The 17,490-nt window shown below is 63.0% G+C and carries 16 protein-coding genes; 13 read left to right on the forward strand and 3 right to left on the reverse strand.

Features of this window, described 5'->3' with window-relative positions; translation table 11 throughout:
- Position 1: 1 nt before the first annotated feature.
- Positions 2-199 (forward strand): hypothetical protein, encoded by a 198-nt coding sequence (locus X741_RS146385; RefSeq protein WP_023779131.1) that lies wholly within the window; start codon positions 2-4, stop codon positions 197-199.
- A 58-nt stretch (positions 200-257) separates the two neighbouring features.
- Here the strand turns inward: X741_RS146385 and X741_RS146380 are convergent, their stop codons facing one another.
- On the reverse strand, positions 258-2,060 hold the full coding sequence (locus tag X741_RS146380) for an NAD(P)/FAD-dependent oxidoreductase (protein ID WP_023779132.1): 1,803 nt from the start codon (positions 2,058-2,060) through the stop codon (positions 258-260).
- A 594-nt stretch (positions 2,061-2,654) separates the two neighbouring features.
- On the opposite strand from X741_RS146380, the gene X741_RS146375 reads away from it, so the two are divergent.
- The 9 genes from X741_RS146375 to X741_RS146335 all read left to right on the forward strand — a co-directional run bounded on the left by X741_RS146375 (position 2,655) and on the right by X741_RS146335 (position 12,510).
- Positions 2,655-4,406 carry an acetolactate synthase 3 large subunit gene (locus tag X741_RS146375; protein WP_023779134.1) on the forward strand — a complete coding sequence of 584 codons (1,752 nt, stop codon included), beginning with the start codon at positions 2,655-2,657 and terminating at the stop codon, positions 4,404-4,406.
- A gap of 83 nt (positions 4,407-4,489) precedes the next feature.
- Entirely contained in the window at positions 4,490-5,065 is a 576-nt protein-coding gene (gene ilvN, locus X741_RS146370; protein WP_013894763.1) for an acetolactate synthase small subunit, read from the forward strand.
- Between the two features lie 77 nt (positions 5,066-5,142).
- The gene (locus X741_RS146365; RefSeq protein ID WP_023779135.1) at positions 5,143-5,382 is read left to right on the forward strand and encodes a hypothetical protein; all 240 of its coding nucleotides are present in this window, start codon (positions 5,143-5,145) and stop codon (positions 5,380-5,382) included.
- Positions 5,383-5,518: 136 nt separating this feature from the next.
- Complete coding sequence (locus tag X741_RS146360; RefSeq protein WP_023779136.1) at positions 5,519-6,115, forward strand: LysE family translocator; 597 nt, start codon at positions 5,519-5,521, stop codon at positions 6,113-6,115.
- A gap of 215 nt (positions 6,116-6,330) precedes the next feature.
- Positions 6,331-7,626, forward strand: a complete 1,296-nt coding sequence (locus tag X741_RS146355) for an efflux RND transporter periplasmic adaptor subunit (RefSeq protein ID WP_023779137.1) — start codon at positions 6,331-6,333, stop codon at positions 7,624-7,626.
- Entirely contained in the window at positions 7,623-10,793 is a 3,171-nt protein-coding gene (locus tag X741_RS146350; RefSeq protein ID WP_023779138.1) for an efflux RND transporter permease subunit, read from the forward strand. The genes X741_RS146355 and X741_RS146350 overlap by 4 nt, the downstream gene beginning before the upstream one ends.
- Before the next feature lie 79 nt (positions 10,794-10,872).
- Complete coding sequence (gene nthA / locus X741_RS146345; protein WP_023779139.1) at positions 10,873-11,496, forward strand: nitrile hydratase subunit alpha; 624 nt, start codon at positions 10,873-10,875, stop codon at positions 11,494-11,496.
- Positions 11,493-12,152, forward strand: a complete 660-nt coding sequence (gene nthB / locus X741_RS146340; protein ID WP_023779140.1) for a nitrile hydratase subunit beta — start codon at positions 11,493-11,495, stop codon at positions 12,150-12,152. The genes nthA and nthB overlap by 4 nt, the downstream gene beginning before the upstream one ends.
- Positions 12,139-12,510: a nitrile hydratase accessory protein gene (locus X741_RS146335; protein ID WP_023779141.1), complete on the forward strand. Its 372-nt coding sequence runs from the start codon at positions 12,139-12,141 to the stop codon at positions 12,508-12,510. The genes nthB and X741_RS146335 overlap by 14 nt, the downstream gene beginning before the upstream one ends.
- A 41-nt stretch (positions 12,511-12,551) precedes the next feature.
- Here X741_RS146335 and X741_RS146330 read toward each other — a convergent pair whose 3' ends face one another.
- Positions 12,552-12,851 carry a DUF1330 domain-containing protein gene (locus X741_RS146330; protein ID WP_023779142.1) on the reverse strand — a complete coding sequence of 100 codons (300 nt, stop codon included), beginning with the start codon at positions 12,849-12,851 and terminating at the stop codon, positions 12,552-12,554.
- A gap of 111 nt (positions 12,852-12,962) precedes the next feature.
- On the opposite strand from X741_RS146330, the gene X741_RS146325 reads away from it, so the two are divergent.
- The gene (locus X741_RS146325) at positions 12,963-14,090 is read left to right on the forward strand and encodes an ATP-dependent RecD-like DNA helicase (protein ID WP_013894771.1); all 1,128 of its coding nucleotides are present in this window, start codon (positions 12,963-12,965) and stop codon (positions 14,088-14,090) included.
- 2 nt (positions 14,091-14,092) lie between these two features.
- On the opposite strand, the gene X741_RS146320 is transcribed toward X741_RS146325, so the two are convergent.
- Positions 14,093-14,512, reverse strand: coding sequence for an STAS/SEC14 domain-containing protein (locus X741_RS146320; protein ID WP_013894772.1), 420 nt, complete (start codon positions 14,510-14,512; stop codon positions 14,093-14,095).
- A 150-nt stretch (positions 14,513-14,662) separates the two neighbouring features.
- Between X741_RS146320 and X741_RS146315 the strand changes: the two genes are divergently transcribed.
- Positions 14,663-15,403 (forward strand): pyridoxine 5'-phosphate synthase, encoded by a 741-nt coding sequence (locus tag X741_RS146315; protein WP_023779143.1) that lies wholly within the window; start codon positions 14,663-14,665, stop codon positions 15,401-15,403.
- 100 nt (positions 15,404-15,503) lie between these two features.
- A complete protein-coding gene (locus tag X741_RS146310; RefSeq protein WP_023779144.1) occupies positions 15,504-17,417 on the forward strand; it encodes a potassium transporter Kup in 1,914 nt (637 codons plus the stop codon).
- The last annotated feature ends 73 nt before the right edge of the window (positions 17,418-17,490 follow it).

Here is a 17,490-nt window from a genome sequence, read left to right on the forward strand (position 1 = left end):
CATGTGTTTCTGCTTCGACGGCGACAATGCGGTCGCCGCATACCGGCCGGATGCGTGCCGCGATCGCCTGACTGGCGCGGCCCCACCGCATCGCCGATCGATCGCGGGGGCGGCCCGGCCGGCCCGCCCCGCCTTGCCCGACGAGCGCAAGGTTATCGAGCGCTGGGCCAAGGCGAGCGGCGTGACGTTGCGCGGCTGAAACGAAGGCCCGCGCGGCGAACATGCCGCGCGGAGATTCAAGAAGGCTGGGTGTGCCGTTAGCCTTTGTGGTGCACCTGCTGAAGTCCGTAGACCGGCGTCGGCAGCCCGGCATGCCTGGCCTTCAATTGCAGCGACAGGAACTGCGAATAGTGGCGCGACTGGTGCAGATTGCCGCCGTGGAACCACAGCGCTTCCTGTTGCGTCGGCTTCCACATGTTGCGCAACTCGCCTTCCCAAGGGCCGGGATCCTTGGTGGTGTTCGAGCCGAGGCCCCAGCACTTTCCGACCTTGTCCGCCGTTTCGCGCGATATCAGATCGGCGGCCCAGCCATTCATCGAGCCGTAGCCGGTGGCGTAGACGATAAGGTCGGCAGGCAGTTCCGACCCGTCGCTGAGCAGAACCGAATGCTGCTTGATCTCTTCGACGTCGACACCGCTCTTCAGCTTGATCGACCCGTCGATGACCAGCTGGGAAGCGCCGACATCGATATAGTAGCCGGAGCCTCGCCTGAGGTACTTCATGAACAGGCCTGACTCGTCGTCGCCCCAGTCGAGCATGAAACCGGCCTTTTCCAGTCCCATGTAGAACGCCGCGTCGCGTTTCTTCATCTCGGCATAGGCCGGGATCTGGAATTCGTGCAGGATCTTGTAGGGCAGGGAGGCAAAGATCAGATCGGCCTTGGCTGTGGTGATGCCGTTCTGAACCGCCTGTTCCGAGTAGAGGGAGCCCAGGCCGATTTCCATCAGCGTGTCGGATCTGGAGATATGGGTGCTCGAGCGCTGCACCATGGTGACGTCGGCGCCGGCTTCCCAAAGTGCGGCGGCGATGTCGTGGGCGGAATTGTTGGAGCCGATGACAACCGCCTTCTTGCCGGCATAGGCATCGGGGCCGGGATGCTTCGAGGAGTGATGCTGGTCGCCCTTGAAATTCTCCATGCCCTTGAAGTTCGGCAGATTGGCCTTGCCGGACTGTCCGGTGGCCAGCACCAGCTGCTTGGGTTTCAGGGTGATGTCCTTGCCGTCGCGGTGAACCACGACCGTCCATTCCTTCTTCTCGTCGTCATAGGTGGCGCTCTTGGCCTCGGTCGAGGACCAGTAGTTCAGCTCCATCACCTTGGTGTACATTTCCAGCCAGTCGCCGATCTTGTCCTTGGGCGAGAAGACCGGCCAGTTCTTCGGGAAATCGATATAGGGCAGATGGTCGTACCAGACCGGATCGTGCAGGCAGAGCGACTTGTAGCGCTTGCGCCAGCTGTCGCCGGCGCGCTCGTTCTTCTCGATGATGATGGTCGGCACGCCGAGCTGCCGTAGCCGTGCGCCGAGCGCGATGCCGCCTTGGCCACCACCGATGATGACCGTGTAGGGCTGCGTCTTGAAGCCGAGTTCGGCCGCCTCTTTCTCGCGTTCTTCCTTCCATGTCGGGCGGTTCTTGCCCGAGCCATGCCTGGCCCCCATGGGCCGCGCGAAGCCGGCCGGTTCCTCGTGGCCCTTCAATTCGACCATGGTGGTCAGCAGCGTCCAGATCTTGCCGTCCTTCAGCCTGACATGGCCAAAGCCGCGCGCCACTTCGGTCTCGAAACTGATCCAGCCCTCGATCAGCCCGTCGCTCTCGGTCGCGTCCTCACCGCTGGCGAGCGCCCAATGCGACGGCTTTGTCCCGGACAACTGGCTCTTCAGCATGTCGCGGACCTGGTCTTTGCCTTCCATGGTCTTGATGTTCCAGGTGAAGGTGACGAGGTCGCGCCAGTAGCAGTCCTCCTGAAAGCAGCCGACCGCCTTCTCGATGTCATTGGCGGCGAGGGCGGCGCCGAACTGGTCGAGCAGGTCGGACAGTTTCTTGTTTGGGGCCTTGTCGAGCATAAGTTTTCCTCCGTGAAATCCAGGCCGTCATGGTTGCTCCTCCCGACTTGCAAAGCCGGACAATCAAGTATTGGCAATGAGAATAGCCTTCGTCACGCCCCACCATAGTTTCGCGTGGCTTCAAGGACTTATCCGGAAAACATGCTGCCAAGCCGGTTTGACGCCGTGTCCGTCGCGAAATCGTGACGGGTATTTTTCAAACGGGTATTTTTCAAATTGGGAAGCGGCTTCATCGGCGTCGCGATTTTTGCCGTTGACAGCCTGCCTTGCCCGCCCTTAGTGTCCGCCATCNGGGAAGCGGCTTCATCGGCGTCGCGATTTTTGCCGTTGACAGCCTGCCTTGCCCGCCCTTAGTGTCCGCCATCATGAAAAAGGCACTCATTCTCGTAGGAAGGCGCGTGGGCAAGGCGGTGTAACCGCCGGGCGAAAACCTCCCATGCGCAACACACAGGCTCCCTCGGGGGCCTTTTTTATTGCCTAAAACACGACTAAACGACCAGCAGCAGCCAGATGGCAACGCCCAAAGGGCGACAGTACGGGACCAAACCGATGAGCAACGGACAAAGTGAACGGCGCGAAATGCCAAGAGCCGAAATGACGGGCGCCGAAATGGTGGTGCAGGCGCTGAAGGACAATGGCGTCAAGCATGTCTTCGGTTATCCCGGCGGCGCGGTTCTCCCGATCTATGACGAGATCTTCCAGCAGGACGAGGTCGAGCACATTCTGGTGCGGCACGAGCAGGGTGCGGGCCACGCGGCGGAAGGCTATGCGCGCTCGACCGGCAAGGCCGGCGTCATGCTGGTGACCTCGGGCCCCGGCGCCACCAATGCGGTGACGCCGCTGCAGGACGCTTTGATGGATTCGATCCCGCTGGTCTGCCTGACCGGGCAGGTGCCGACGTCGCTCATCGGCTCCGACGCGTTCCAGGAATGCGATACGGTCGGCATCACGCGCCCCTGCACCAAGCACAACTGGCTGGTGAAGGACGTCAACGAACTCGCGGCGACCATCCACGAGGCCTTCCATGTCGCCACGACCGGCCGTCCCGGCCCGGTGGTCGTCGACATTCCGAAGGACGTGCAGTTCGCCAAGGGATTTTATGTCCCGCCGCAGATCGCGCCCCGCACCAGCTACCAGCCCAAGGTCCAGGGCGATCTGGAGAAGATCAAGGCGGCGGTCGAGCTGATGGCGACCGCGAAGAAGCCGATCATCTACTCGGGCGGCGGCGTCATCAATTCCGGCCCGGAGGCGAGCCATCTCTTGCGCGAACTGGTCGATCTCACCGGTTTCCCGATCACCTCGACGCTGATGGGGCTCGGCGCCTATCCGGCATCGGGCAAGAACTGGCTGGGGATGCTCGGCATGCACGGCACCTACGAAGCCAACATGGCCATGCATGATTGCGACGTGATGATCTGCATCGGCGCCCGCTTCGACGACCGCATCACCGGCCGGCTGACAGCGTTCTCGCCGAACTCGCGCAAGATCCACATCGACATCGACCCGTCGTCGATCAACAAGAACGTGCACACCGAAGTGCCGATCATCGGCGATGTCGGCCGGGTGCTGGAGGACATGGTGCGGCTGTGGCGGGCGACCGCCAAGGCCGACAAGAAGGCGCTCTATCCCTGGTGGGAGCAGATCGCCAAATGGCGCGGTCGCGATTCACTCGCCTACAAGATGAACCATGAGGTCATCATGCCGCAATACGCCATCCAGCGGCTCTACGAACTGACCAAGGACATGGACACCTACATCACCACCGAGGTCGGCCAGCACCAGATGTGGGCAGCGCAGCATTATCATTTCGAGAAGCCGAACCGCTGGATGACGTCGGGTGGGCTGGGCACGATGGGCTACGGCCTGCCGGCGGCGCTCGGCGTGCAGATCGCGCATCCCGATGCGCTGGTCGTCGACATCGCCGGCGACGCCTCGGTGCAGATGACGATGCAGGAGATGAGCGCGGCGGTGCAGCATGATGCGCCGATCAAGATCTTCATCCTCAACAACCAGTACATGGGCATGGTGCGCCAGTGGCAGCAGCTGCTGCACGGCAACCGGCTGTCGCATTCCTATACCGAGGCGATGCCGGACTTCGTCAAGCTGGCCGAAGCCTATGGCGGCCACGGCATCCGCTGCGAAAAGCCCGACGAACTGGACGACGCCATCAAGGAGATGATCTCGGTCAGGAAGCCGGTGCTGTTCGACTGCCGCGTGGCGACGCTCGCCAACTGCTTCCCGATGATCCCGTCGGGCAAGGCACATAACGAGATGCTGCTGCCGGACGAGGCGACCGACGAAGTCGTGGCCAACGCCATCGACGCCAAGGGCAGGGAACTGGTCTAAAGCGCGAAGCCAGGGCAGGGCTGTCGCGAGAAGCCGTGCGGAAACAGATCGTTAGATCAAGAGTTGAAATCGAGATTCATGTCATGAACGCACAGCACCTTCAACCGACCGGCTCCGCCTACTTCATCGCCAAGGAAACGGAGCGGCCGGAAAACCACACGCTTTCCGTGCTGGTCGACAACGAGCCGGGCGTGCTTGCCCGGGTCATTGGCCTGTTTTCCGGGCGCGGCTACAACATCGAGAGCCTGACCGTTTCCGAGACCGAACATGAAAAGCACCTGTCGCGGATCACCATCGTGACCCGCGGCACGCCGCACGTGCTGGAGCAGATCAAGCATCAGCTCGAGCGCATCGTTCCGGTGCACCGGGTCGTCGACCTTACCGTGCGTTCGCACGAGTTCGGCCAGGAGCGGCCGCTGGAGCGGGAACTGGCGCTGGTCAAGGTCGCCGGCACCGGCGAGGCCCGCGTCGAGGCGCTGCGGCTGGCGGACGCCTTCCGCGCCTCGGTCATCGACGCCAACACCGAGCATTTCATCTTCGAGATCACCGGCAAGGGCTCCAAGCTCGACCAGTTCATCGCCATCATGAAGCCGCTCGGCCTGGTCGAGATCTGCCGGACCGGCGTTGCGGCGATGAACCGCGGCCCGCAGGGCATGTAAGAATTCATACGGCGTTCAGATTCTGCGTTCACGTTAGGACAAGGCAGTCCGAAAGACGGTTTGAGAATTGGTGGCGCATGACCCCGCGACAAGAACTGGCGATACATGTGATGATGTACGCCATGATCGCATTCTCGATTTGGGTGCTTGCCCATGCCCGGGTGACGATGACTGTCCCTGTCGGACGAACCGTTGAATGGGTCGCCTATGCAGACAATCCAACGAGATTCTGGGATGGAATCTTCTTCCATGCCGGATGCATCGTCGTCTTCAGTTGGTTTCTTTGGTGGCTGAAGTATAGCCGTCGTCGAGACTGATCGCCCGAATTTATCCGGTCGGGCGTGCCCGGGAAATCAGCCGTCGGATCGCGGCAGGCGCATTGGCCCAATCGAATGAAGTTGCGTCCGGCGCCCGGTCGACTTAAGTCAGCATTACTGACCTTTGTGAGCCGTCATGACCCTCGACGCCTTCCTTGCCCTTTTGGTCTACGCCTTGGTGACCTCGATCACGCCGGGGCCGAACAATCTGATGCTGCTGGCTTCAGGTGTGAATTTCGGCCTGGTCCGGAGCGTGCCGCATATGCTTGGCATCAGCATCGGTTTCCTGGTGCTGCTGCTTGCCGTCGGCCTTGGTCTTGGCGCCGTGCTGACGGCGGTTCCGGCGCTGCATACGGCGTTGAAGATCGCCGGCGCCGCCTATCTGCTCTACCTCGCCTGGAAGATCGCCATGTCGCGCTCGTTCGCAGGCAAGGGCGAGGCAAGCGGGCGGCCGATGCGCTTCATCGATGCGGCGGCGTTCCAGTGGGTCAATCCCAAGGCCTGGGTGATGGCGATCACCGCCATGGCCGTCTACAGCAATCCGGAGCACCCGTTCCTGTCGGTGGCGCTGATCTCGGTGACTTTCACCATCGTCAACCTGCCGAGCGTCTCGGTATGGGCGGGATTCGGCACGGCGCTGCGCGGTTTCCTGTCGGATCCGGTACGGCTGAAATGGTTCAACATCGCCATGGGCGTGCTGCTGGCGGCGACGCTTTGGCCGATGTTGAAATAGGATTTCCTCGGGACTGGCGGTAGCTTCGGCCAGCGGCCATGCCGGGTGCGCATCCATTGTGCAGTGCACATTAAATCTTCGTAATGCCGTGTTTTGGCCCTTTTCCGACAAAGGCGTGTTCTATCTATTCGGCGAAATCGCGGCAATGAGCCGTGAGTTGCGCTAGAATACGACCACCTGGCTATGGCGTGTCGGACAGAGAGGGCCTTTTGTCGATGCGTGGAAAAGTCATTCTTTCTTTGCTGGCGGTCGCCTGCGCGGGTGCTGCCTGGCTCTATCTGTCTCCCGACGCACTGAGCCGGGCTCGACAGTTGATCGGCGCAAAGCAGGTCGCGGCGGCATCGGACAAGCAGGCATCTGACAAGCAGGCCCGGGACACTCAGGCTGGGGACCAACAGGCAGGCGGCAAGCAGGCGGCTGGCGGTAATGGTGCGCGTTCGGCCTCGATCGTCTCGGCGACGGCGACGACGGCCGACTTCCCGATCCGGCGCTATGCCATCGGCTTCGTCTCCTCTCCGGCGGTGGTCAATATCAACGCGCGGGTGTCCAGCCAGATCGTCTCCATCGACGTCAAGGACGGACAGATGGTGAAGGCCGGCGATCTCCTGCTTTCGCTCGATGACCGTGCGCTGAAGGCGCAGCTCGCCAAGGACCAGGCGACGCTCGCCAAGGACCAGGCCCTGCTCGCCAGCTCGAATTCCGATCTTCAGCGCGCTAAGGACCTTGTCGCCAAGCAGGCCGGCACGCAGCAAACCTACGACCAGGCGGTTGCCGCGCAGAAGGCCGCGGCGGCGACCGTCGATGCCGACAAGGCGACGATCGATGCCGACAACGTCCAGCTTGGCTTTGCCACTATCACGGCGCCGATCGCCGGCAGGCTGGGTGCCGTCAATGTCGCCGTCGGCGATCTTGTCACCGTCAGCAATGGCAACAGCAGCACGGCGACACCGTTGGTGACCATCACCCAGATGGACCCGCTGCAGGTGAACTTCAACCTGCCGGAAAGCAACCTTGCGCTGCTGCACAAGGCGCTGGCCAATCCGCAGCAAGGGGCGGTGACGCTGACCCAGGACGGCGACCCGACGCCGATCGGCAAGGGTACGCTCGATTTCGTCGATTCCAGCGTCGACACGGCTTCCGGCACCATCGCCACGAGAGCCAGCATACCGAACGCCGATCTCTCGCTGTGGCCGGGCCAATATGTGAATGTCGTCCTCGACGCCGGCGTCATGCCGCGGATGACCTCGGTTCCCACGGTCGCGGTGCAGCCGAGCCAGAAGGGGCCGTTCGTCTATGTGGTCAAGCCCGACAACACCGTCGAGATGCGGCCGGTGCAGGTGGCACTGACCGAAGGCGAGAACAGCGCCATCAGCCAGGGAGTGAAGGCCGGCGAGAAGGTGGTCACCGAAGGCCAGACGAGGCTCAAGAACGGCGCCGCCGTGCATGAGGGCGTCACTACGGCAGCGCCCAAGGTGGCCGAGGCGAGCAATGCCGGCGGGGCGGCCCAATGATCTCCGAATTCTGCATTCGCAGGCCCGTCGCCACGCTGCTGATGTCGTTCGCTCTCGTGCTGGGCGGACTGTTCGCGTACAAATTCCTGCCGGTGGCCGCACTGCCCAGCGCCGAATTCCCGGTGGTCAACGTCTCGGCCTCGCTGCCCGGCGCCTCGCCGGAAACCATGGCGACATCGGTGGCGACGCCACTGATCAAGCAGTTCGCGACCATCGCCGGCATCGATTCGATTTCGACCACGAACTCGCTCGGCCAGACTTCGATCGCCATCCAGTTCGTGCTCAACCGCGATATCGACGCGGCGGCGGCCGACGTGCAGGCGGCGATAGCGCGCACGCAGAAATCATTGCCGCCGCAGATGACGTCTCCGCCGAGCTATCGCAAGGTCAATCCGGCCGACGCGCCGATCCTTTTGATGTCGCTGGTCAGCGACACGGTTCCGTTGACCGACCTCGATGCTTTCGCCGAAAACGTCATCTCGCCGTCGCTGTCGACCATTGACGGGGTGGCGCAGGTCTCGATCTTCGGCCAGCAGAAATACGCGGTGCGCATCCAGATCGACCCGACCGCGCTTGCTGCCCGCGGCATTTCGATCGATCAGCTGCAGGCGGCGGTCGCGTCCGCCAACAGCAACACGCCGCTCGGCGTGCTGCAGAACAACAAGCAGCAGCTCACCATCACCGCCAACACCCAGCTGACCGACGCCGCCGGCTTCTCCAACCTCATCATCGCCACCAAGAACGGCCACCCGGTGCGGCTGGGCGAGGTGACCCGCGTCGTCAATTCCGTGCAGACCACGACGACGGCGAGTTGGTATGACGGTACTCGCGCGATCATCATGGCCGTCCAGCGCCAGCCCGACGCCAACACGGTCGACGTCGTCGACAAGGTCAAGGCGATGCTGCCGTCCTTCCAGGACCAGATGCCGGCCGCGGCCCAGATCAAGCTGCTCAACGATCGCTCGACCTCGATCCGCCAGGCTGTCGACGACGTGCAGTTCACGCTGCTTTTGACCATCGCGCTGGTGGTGATGGTGATCTTCGTGTTCCTGCGCCGGGTGACGGCGACCATCATCCCGGCCGTGGCGGTGCCGATCTCGCTGATCGCCACGCTCGGCGCCATGTTCCTGTTCGGCTTTTCCATCGACAACATCTCGCTGATGGGCCTGACGCTCGCGGTCGGCCTCGTCGTCGACGATGCCATCGTGATGCTCGAAAATATCTTCCGCCACATGGAGGAGGATGGGCTGTCGGCCTTCGATGCGTCGCTGAAGGGCGCGCGCGAAATCGGCTTCACCATCATCTCGATCTCGATCTCGCTGGTCNCGCTGGTCGCCGTGTTCATCCCGGTGCTTCTGATGGGCGGCGTGATCGGGCGCATCTTCAACGAGTTCGCCGTCGTGGTGACGGTTGCCATCCTGGCGTCGATGTTCGTCTCGCTGACGCTGACGCCGATGCTGTGCTCGCGGCTGCTGTCGGTGACCAAGGCCGACCGCGAAGCACACGGCGACGGCCATAAGCGCGATCTCATCACGCGCGGCTACGACCGCGTCCTGAGCTTCTGCCTGCGGCACACCTTCCTGGTATTCCTCGTGTTCGTCGGCACCGCGGCGGCGTCGGTGTGGCTGATCCAGGTATCGCCGAAGGGCTTCTTCCCGCAGGAGGACATCGGCCAGATCTCGGTGACCACCATCGCGCGCCAGGACATATCGTTCGATGCCATGGCCAAGCTGCAGGGGCAGGTGGCCAGCGTGTTCTCGCACTCGCCCTATGTCGATCATGTCGCGTGGTCGGCGGGCAGCGGCAACAATGCGCTCAACCAGGGGCAGCTTTTCGTCCAGCTCAAGGGCAAGGACCAGCGTCCCAATATCGAGAAGGTGCTTTCGGACCTGCGCAAGCAACTGGCCGGCGTGGCGGGCATCGAGACCTACATGCAGCCGGTGCAGAACCTGAGACTGGGTTCGCGCTCGTCGGCCAGCGCCTACCAATTGGTGGTTCAGGGGCTGGACACCGGCCAGACCGATATCTGGGCACAGAAACTCAATGACGCGATGGCGGCCGATCATGCGACCTTCACCGACGTCACCAGCGACTTGCAGAACAATGCGCTGCAGGCATCGCTGGTGGTGGATCGCGACAAGGCCGCCCAACTCGGCATCGACACCGACACGCTGCGCAGCGCTCTCTATGGCGGGTTCGGCACCGACCAGGTTTCGACGATCTTCGGCTCGGCCGACAGCTATGAGGTCATCACCGAGCTCGATCCCAAGATCGAATGGTCGCCCGAGCGGATGCTCGCCATCCAGATGCGGACGGCGAGCGGCAGCCTGGTTCCGCTTGGCGCCTTCGCCCGCGTCGACCGCACGGCCGGCGCCCTGACGGTCAACCAGCTCGGCCAGCTTCCGGCGGTGACCATCTCCTACAACCTGCCGCAAGGCGTAGCGCTCGGCGACAGTACGGCCCGCATCAGCGCGCTGAAGGAGCAGATCGGCATGCCGACGGCGATCTCGACGTCCTTTGCCGGCACGGCCAAGACCTTCCAGGATTCGCTTGCCAACCAGGGCCTGCTGATCGGCGGCGCCATCCTGACCATCTACATCGTGCTCGGCATCCTCTATGAGAGCTTCATCCACCCGCTCACCATTCTGACCGGCCTGCCGTCGGCGGTACTTGGCGCCGTCGTTGCCCTGCGCTTCGCCGGCATGGATCTGTCCGTCATCGCGGTGATCGGCATCCTGATGCTGATCGGCATCGTCAAGAAGAACGGCATCATGATGGTCGATGTAGCGCTCGAACTGCGACGAGACGGCATGTCGGCCACCGATTCCATCCACAAGGCGTGCCTGATGCGGTTCAGGCCGATCATGATGACGACGCTGGCGGCACTGATGGGCACCTTCCCGATCGCGCTCGGCACAGGCGCCAGCGCCGAGCTTCGGCAGCCGCTGGGTGTCGCGGTCGTCGGCGGCCTGCTCGCCTCGCAGGCGCTGACCCTGTTCGTGACGCCGGTGATCTATGTCTACATGGAGAATTTCTCGGGCTGGCTGGTCGGGCTGGTGCCGAAGCGCAAGTCCGAGCTGCACGTCGTCGACGTGGGCGATCAGCCGTCATTGTTCGGTACCAACGACGACATTCAGGGCGAGCCGCAGAAAACCGCCGCCGAGTAAGGGCTTGATGTGGGCCGGATAAAAGCTGGCCCAAGCCGTCATGCTTGCGGCCGGCGGATCGGAGCCATAGTTTGTGGCAATGTCCCACGATCATGATCACGACAACGAACTCGATCCGTTTGCCGCCCGCGTGCGGGCGCTGGAGACCATCCTGACCCGCAAGGGGCTGATCGATCCGGCCGCGATCGACGTCATCGTCGATACCTACGAGACCAAGATCGGTCCGCGCAACGGCGCCAGGGTGGTGGCGAAAGCCTGGAGCGATCCTGCCTATGCCGACTGGCTGAGGCGCGCCGCGACGGCGGCCATCGAATCGCTCAGCTACACCGGCCGGCAGGGCGAGCACATGCAGGCGGTGTTCAACACCGATGAGACGCACAACCTCGTCGTCTGCACGCTGTGCTCCTGCTATCCGTGGTCGGTGCTCGGGCTGCCGCCGGTCTGGTACAAGGCGCCGCCCTATCGTTCGCGCGCAGTCATCGACCCGCGCGGCGTGCTCGAGGAATTCGGGCTGACGCTGCCGGTGGACAAGAAGATCCGCGTCTGGGATTCGACCGCGGAACTGCGCTACCTCGTCGTGCCGCAGCGGCCGGACGGCACCGAAGGCTGGAGCGAGGAGCAACTGGCCGAACTGGTAAGCCGCGACGCCATGATCGGCACCGCGCTCGCCCAAGAACCTTCACAAACGAGGGGGCCGGCATGAACGGTCCCCAGGATCTCGGCGGACAGATGGGGTTCGGGCCCGTGGCCCCTGAAAAAGATGAACCCTACTTCCATGCCGATTGGGAGCGGCGCGCGCTCGGCGTGACGCTGACAGCCAGCGCCATGGGAGCCTGGAACATCGACGAAAGCCGGCACGCGCGGGAATCGCTGCATCCGGCGGTCTACTATTCGTCGAGCTACTACCAGATCTGGATCAAGGCGCTGGAGGTGCTGCTGACGCGCCACGGCTTCATCAGCCAGCGCGATCTGACGGAGGGCAGGGCGGTCGATCCGGCTGCGACGCCCAAAAGGGTGCTGAAGGCGGAAAACGTTCCGGCTGTGCTCGCCAAGGGCGGCCCATGCAACCGGCCGGTCGAGACGGCGCCGCGCTTCAAGGCCGGCGACGCCGTGCGGACAAAGAATTTCAACCCGACCGGCCACACCAGGCTGCCGCGCTATGCGCGCGGCAGACAGGGCACGATCGAGGCGGTGCGCGACGGCTTTGTCTTTCCCGACACCAACGCGCACGGCCAAGGCGAGAACCCGCAATGGGTCTATACGGTGGCTTTCGATGGGACGGAGATCTGGGGCGAGGGCGCCGACCCGACGCTGACCGTGTCGATCGACGCCTGGGAGAGCTATCTTGAACCGGCCTGAAGGGGCTGCGGCCGATTTGCCGCCGGGGGTCGATGCCCCGGTGTTTGCCGAGCCATGGCAGGCCGAGGCATTCGCCTTGACGGTGGCCCTGCACGACAAGGGCCTGTTCTCGTGGAACGAGTGGGCAGATGCCTTGTCGGCGCAGGTGAAGAAGCCGAACGCCGCGGCTGACGGCCACGATTATTACGAACATTGGCTGGCAGCACTGGAAAGCCTCCTTGCGTCGAAGGGGTTGGCCGCCAGGGCGGATGTCGACGCGATTGCGCAGGCCTGGGAACGCGCCGCCCATGCCACCCCACACGGCAAGCCGATCCTGCTGGAGAACGATCCGACCGGTCACGATCAAGCGAGCAGATAACTGCCTTCTCGGTACGTCCTTGTTCTCGTCTTGGCCAATCTTTAATCGGTTGGGATCATGCCTTCGAGAGCAATGATCCTCGTCCTGGCGGAGCGTTCGCGGATAGCTTTGAGCCGTCCGTATTCTGGAGAATCATACCATTCCATGAGGGAAGCCATGTTTGGGAACTCGACAATCACCAGGCGATGAGGTTCCCAATCACCTTCCAACACCTTGGTGGCTCCACCGCGGGCAATGTACCTTCCCCCGTAGCGCGCTTCTGTTGCTGGGACATCCCGGCGGTATTCTTCGAAAACGGCGGCGTCTGTTATGTCCACGTCAGCGATAAGATATGCTGCCATTGCCCTTTCCTCCGCGAAAGGAGGCATTGAAGCACGTTCATTAGCTATCCCGCAAATAAGCACGGTGACGGCTATCTTGTCTTTGTCTTGCGAATCCGGTCTCTCACGCTAATGGAATTTTCACCCCAACAGGACGAGGCGCTGCAAGCGGTTGCCCGCTGGCTCAAAGAGGGCCGGCCGCAGCTGTTCCGTCTGTTCGGCTATGCCGGCACCGGCAAGACGACGCTGGCGCGCTATTTCGCCGAGCATGTCGACGGCCAGGTGCAGTTCGCCGCCTTCACCGGCAAGGCGGCGCAGGTGCTGCGCTCCAAGGGGGCGGTCAATGCCCGCACCATCCATTCGCTGATCTACCGGCCCAAGGGCGAGGAATCGGTGGAGGACGAGGTGACCGGCAAGACCTCGATGTCGCCGACCTTCTCGCTCAACCGGCAGAGCCCGATCTCGCGCGCCAAGCTGGTCGTCATCGACGAATGCTCGATGGTCGACGAGCAGCTCGGCCGCGACCTGATGAGTTTCGGCACGCCGATCCTGGTGCTGGGCGACCCCGGCCAGTTGCCGCCGATCTCGGGCGGCGGTTTCTTCACCGACCACGAGCCGGATTTCCTGCTCACCGAAATCCACCGGCAGGCGCGCGACAATCCGATCCTGCGGCTGGCGCTCGACGTGCGCGAGGGCCGAGAATTCATGCGCGGCGACTACGGCACGGCGCAGGTGATCGGCAAGGAGGACGTCAACCAGGAGCTGGTGCTCAGGGCGGACCAGGTGCTGGTCGGCACCAACCGCACGCGCCGCCGCTACAACCAGCGCCTGCGCGAACTCAAGGGCTTCAATGCCGATTATCCGCAGGCCGGCGACAAGCTGGTCTGCCTACGCAACGATCCCGCCAAGGGGCTGCTCAACGGTTCGCTGTGGAAGGTGATGACCTCGTCGCGCGAGACGGTGAAACCCGGCATCAACCTTCTGGTTTCGCCCGAAGAGGACGATCCGGACCGCGGCGTCGCCAAGATCAAGCTGCTCAAGGCGGCATTCGAGGATCCGGACGCCGAAATTCCCTGGCAGCAGAAGAAGCGCTTCGACGATTTCGACTACGGCTACGCGCTGACCGTGCACAAGGCGCAGGGCTCGCAGTGGAACGAGATCGTGCTGTTCGATGAAAGCTGGGCCTTCAAGGAAACGCGCCAGCGGTGGCTTTATACCGCGATCACCCGGGCCGCCGAGCGGCTGACCATCGTCAGGTAGCGTTACGACGATGGCTTTTCTCGCGCACCGACCCGCTGGACCCCGAGCCATTCCCAGGCGTCGGCTTCGTCCTCGGCCTTGAAATGCCTGAATTCGATGGGTGACGACGCGGGTAAGGCGTGTCGTGCGTCCGCCGTCCAGTCGGGCGTACCGATTGCCGCGCACCTGCCTATGTGCTCCAGTGCGTGGACGGCGCCCTGCTTGAGGGTTTCGTCGGAAATGTCGGTCCAATCGACGCCGTCGTGATCGACCATGCGCACGGCCACGTCGATTCGCTGGTGGAGCGCGTACGCCGCCTCCAGCAGGCCGAACAGGTTTTCCGCATCGGCCGCCGCGACATGCCCGACCACATCGATTGCGAACAGGTCGTCGCGATCGGTGTCGATGCGACGGATCGCCGGCACGGATTGCAGGAAATTCACGGGCGGAGCCTCCTTTGGCGGAAATAGCGGTCTTCTGGAACACCGGAAACCCCCTATCTGTTCCCGTCAAAGGCGCTATAGATGCCCTGTCTCAAGCGCGCCGCGGCTGAACGGCGCACGCCAACCGCCTGATTTCACGGACGCCAGCCCATGCCCGCAAAGCTTTCCGTCAACCTCAACGCCATCGCCATGCTGCGCAACCGGCGCGACCTGCCATGGCCAAGCGTGATCGGCGTCGGCCGCCTTGCCCTTGCCGCCGGGGCACATGGGCTGACGGTCCACCCGCGTCCCGACGAACGTCACACGAGGCATTCCGACCTGCCCGAGATCAGGGCGCTGATCGACGATGAGTTTCCGAAGGCCGAGTTCAACATCGAGGGCTACCCGAGCGAGGATTTCCTGGCGCTTGTGGAAAAACATCAGCCCGAACAGGTGACGCTGGTTCCCGATGACCCGGCACAGGCAACTTCCGATCATGGCTGGAACTTTGGCGCCGACTCGGCGTTCCTGACACCGGTCGTCAGGCGTCTGAAGAAGAGCGGTTTCAGGGTGTCGTTGTTTTCGGACGCCGATCCTGTCGGCATGGCGGCCGCGCGCGACACTGGCGCTGACCGGATCGAACTCTATACCGGCCCTTACGGCAGCTACCATTCGGATTCCGAAAAGGCCGCCAAAGAGCTGGAAAGATTAGGAAAAACCGCCGATGCGGCATTCGCCTCCGGCCTTCAGGTCAATGCCGGGCACGATCTGACAGTGGACAATCTGCCTGCGTTGGCAAGGCGTATTCCGGCATTGGCCGAAGTGTCGATCGGACACGGGTTGACAGCCGACGCGTTGGAGTATGGCATGGCCGGCACGGTGGGTCGGTTTCTAAAGGCTTGCGGCTGGTAGGGGTAGAGAGCGTCGCTTTGCAGGTATGGCAGCCATAGCGTGCAATTGACATCGCATCGCAGCATGCATGAAGCACCGCGCGCTTGTCGGGGAGTGGTCCATGGACCTTGCCACTCGCGTTAGCGAGGCCGAAACCGTCGAGCAATCGAGCCATTCGGGGGCCGAAAAGCAAAGCACCAAAGTTCTGATGCTGGGGGCGCTCGGCGTCGTCTATGGTGATATCGGCACCAGCCCGATCTACGCCTTCCGTGAGGCGCTTCACGCTTCGCCCGGTATCGATACGCGTGTTCACGTGCTTGGCGTGCTGTCGCTGATCGTCTGGGCGCTAACGATCATCGTGACCATAAAATATGTCGCCTTCGTGCTTCGTGCCGACAACAAGGGCGAGGGCGGCACGCTGTCGCTGATGTCGCTGGCGCGCAGCGCCTATCCCAAGGGAGCGAGGCTCATCCTGGCGATCGGCCTCTGCGGCGCGGCGTTGTTTTTCGGCGATTCGATCATAACGCCGGCCATCTCCGTGCTGTCGGCGGTCGAAGGGCTCAGGGTGGTGACCCCGACACTGGACGCTTACGTCGTGCCGATCACGCTGGTCATCCTGGCCGTGCTGTTCTCGGTGCAACGCTTCGGCACGGGGAAGGTGGCGGCGGTGTTCGGGCCGGTGACCGCGCTGTGGTTCCTGGCCATCGGCGTCGCGGGGCTCTATCATCTGACGGACGATCCATCGATCCTGTTGGCCATCAATCCCTATTACGCGGTCGTCTATCTCGCCAGCACACCCACGGCCGCCTTCGTCACCGTCGGCGCTGTGTTCCTGGCGGTCACCGGGGCCGAGGCGCTCTATGTCGATCTCGGCCATTTTGGGCGCAAGCCTATCGTGCTGGCGTGGTTTTCCGTGGTCTTCCCCTGCCTCCTGCTCAACTATTTCGGGCAGGGTGCCTTTGTGCTGGCCAATGGCGGAAGGCCGACCGATCCATTCTTCCAGATGCTGCCCGACTGGGCTCTGATGCCGATGGTGGGACTGGCGACGGCCGCGACCGTCATCGCCAGCCAGGCCGTCATCTCGGGTGCCTTTTCGCTGACCCGCCAGGCGGTGCAGCTCAACCTTCTGCCACGCATCGAGGTGCAGCATACGTCCGAAATGCAACTCGGTCAGATCTACATGCCGCGCGTCAACCTGCTCATCGCGCTGGGGGTGATGCTGCTGGTCGTCGGTTTCGGCAGCTCGAGCTCGCTGGCTTCCGCCTATGGCATCTCGGTCACCGGCGAAATGCTGATGACGACCATCCTGCTGTTCGTGGTGATGCGCAAGCTGTGGAAGTGGAAGCTGGCGCTTGCCCTGGCCTTGACCGTGCTGTTCGGTGTCATCGACAGCGGCTTCTTCCTGGCAAACATCGTGAAGATATTCGAAGGCGGCTGGGTATCGATCACGGTTGCCTGCCTGATGGGGCTGATCATGTGGACCTGGATACGCGGCAGCCGCTACCTGTTCGACAAGACCCGCCGCAATGAGATCCCGCTCGATTTCCTCGCCGGCAACCTTCTGAAGAAGAAGCCGCAGCTGGTGTCCGGCACCGCGGTCTTCCTGACCAGCGATCCATTGAGCGCGCCGACCGCGCTGATGCACAGCCTGAAGCATTACAAGGTGCTGCATGAGCAGAATGTCATCCTGTCGGTGGTGACGGCGCCGCAGCCGGTGGTACCAGACAGCGACCGCGTCAAGATGGAGACGGTCAACGAGCTGTTCATGCGGGTGACGCTGACCTTCGGCTATATGGAGCAGCCCAACATCCCGCGCGCGCTGGCGATCTGCCGCAAGCAGGGCTGGAAGTTCGATATCATGACGACGTCGTTCTTCCTGTCGCGGCGCTCGCTCAAGGCCTCGCCCAATTCCGGCATGCCGGTGTGGCAGGACCGGCTGTTCATCGGCCTGGCACGCACGGCGGCCGATGCGACCGAATATTTCCAGATCCCGACCGGACGCGTCGTGGAAATCGGCACGCAAGTCGCTATCTAAGGCTGATACGCCCATAAAACCTGCTGCCCCGAGCCGCGAATTCAGCCCGCGACCATTGGATTTCAGGCCGTCT

Source organism: Mesorhizobium sp. LNHC221B00 (assembly GCF_000502935.1).
Classification (GTDB): domain Bacteria; phylum Pseudomonadota; class Alphaproteobacteria; order Rhizobiales; family Rhizobiaceae; genus Mesorhizobium; species Mesorhizobium opportunistum.

What these genes read in the sequence shown, in the direction of transcription:
- X741_RS146355 (WP_023779137.1), top strand. Translation starts at nt 6,331, where the DNA reads ATGCGTGGAAAAGTCATTCTTTCTTTGCTGGCGGTCGCCTGCGCGGGT.
- nthA (WP_023779139.1), top strand. Translation starts at nt 10,873, where the DNA reads ATGTCCCACGATCATGATCACGACAACGAACTCGATCCGTTTGCCGCC.
- X741_RS146360 (WP_023779136.1), top strand. Translation starts at nt 5,519, where the DNA reads ATGACCCTCGACGCCTTCCTTGCCCTTTTGGTCTACGCCTTGGTGACC.
- X741_RS146365 (WP_023779135.1), top strand. Translation starts at nt 5,143, where the DNA reads ATGACCCCGCGACAAGAACTGGCGATACATGTGATGATGTACGCCATG.
- ilvN (WP_013894763.1), top strand. Translation starts at nt 4,490, where the DNA reads ATGAACGCACAGCACCTTCAACCGACCGGCTCCGCCTACTTCATCGCC.
- X741_RS146375 (WP_023779134.1), top strand. Translation starts at nt 2,655, where the DNA reads ATGACGGGCGCCGAAATGGTGGTGCAGGCGCTGAAGGACAATGGCGTC.
- X741_RS146315 (WP_023779143.1), top strand. Translation starts at nt 14,663, where the DNA reads ATGCCCGCAAAGCTTTCCGTCAACCTCAACGCCATCGCCATGCTGCGC.
- X741_RS146385 (WP_023779131.1), top strand. Translation starts at nt 2, where the DNA reads ATGTGTTTCTGCTTCGACGGCGACAATGCGGTCGCCGCATACCGGCCG.
- X741_RS146380 (WP_023779132.1), bottom strand. Translation starts at nt 2,060, where the DNA reads ATGCTCGACAAGGCCCCAAACAAGAAACTGTCCGACCTGCTCGACCAG.
- X741_RS146325 (WP_013894771.1), top strand. Translation starts at nt 12,963, where the DNA reads ATGGAATTTTCACCCCAACAGGACGAGGCGCTGCAAGCGGTTGCCCGC.
- X741_RS146330 (WP_023779142.1), bottom strand. Translation starts at nt 12,851, where the DNA reads ATGGCAGCATATCTTATCGCTGACGTGGACATAACAGACGCCGCCGTT.
- nthB (WP_023779140.1), top strand. Translation starts at nt 11,493, where the DNA reads ATGAACGGTCCCCAGGATCTCGGCGGACAGATGGGGTTCGGGCCCGTG.
- X741_RS146310 (WP_023779144.1), top strand. Translation starts at nt 15,504, where the DNA reads ATGGACCTTGCCACTCGCGTTAGCGAGGCCGAAACCGTCGAGCAATCG.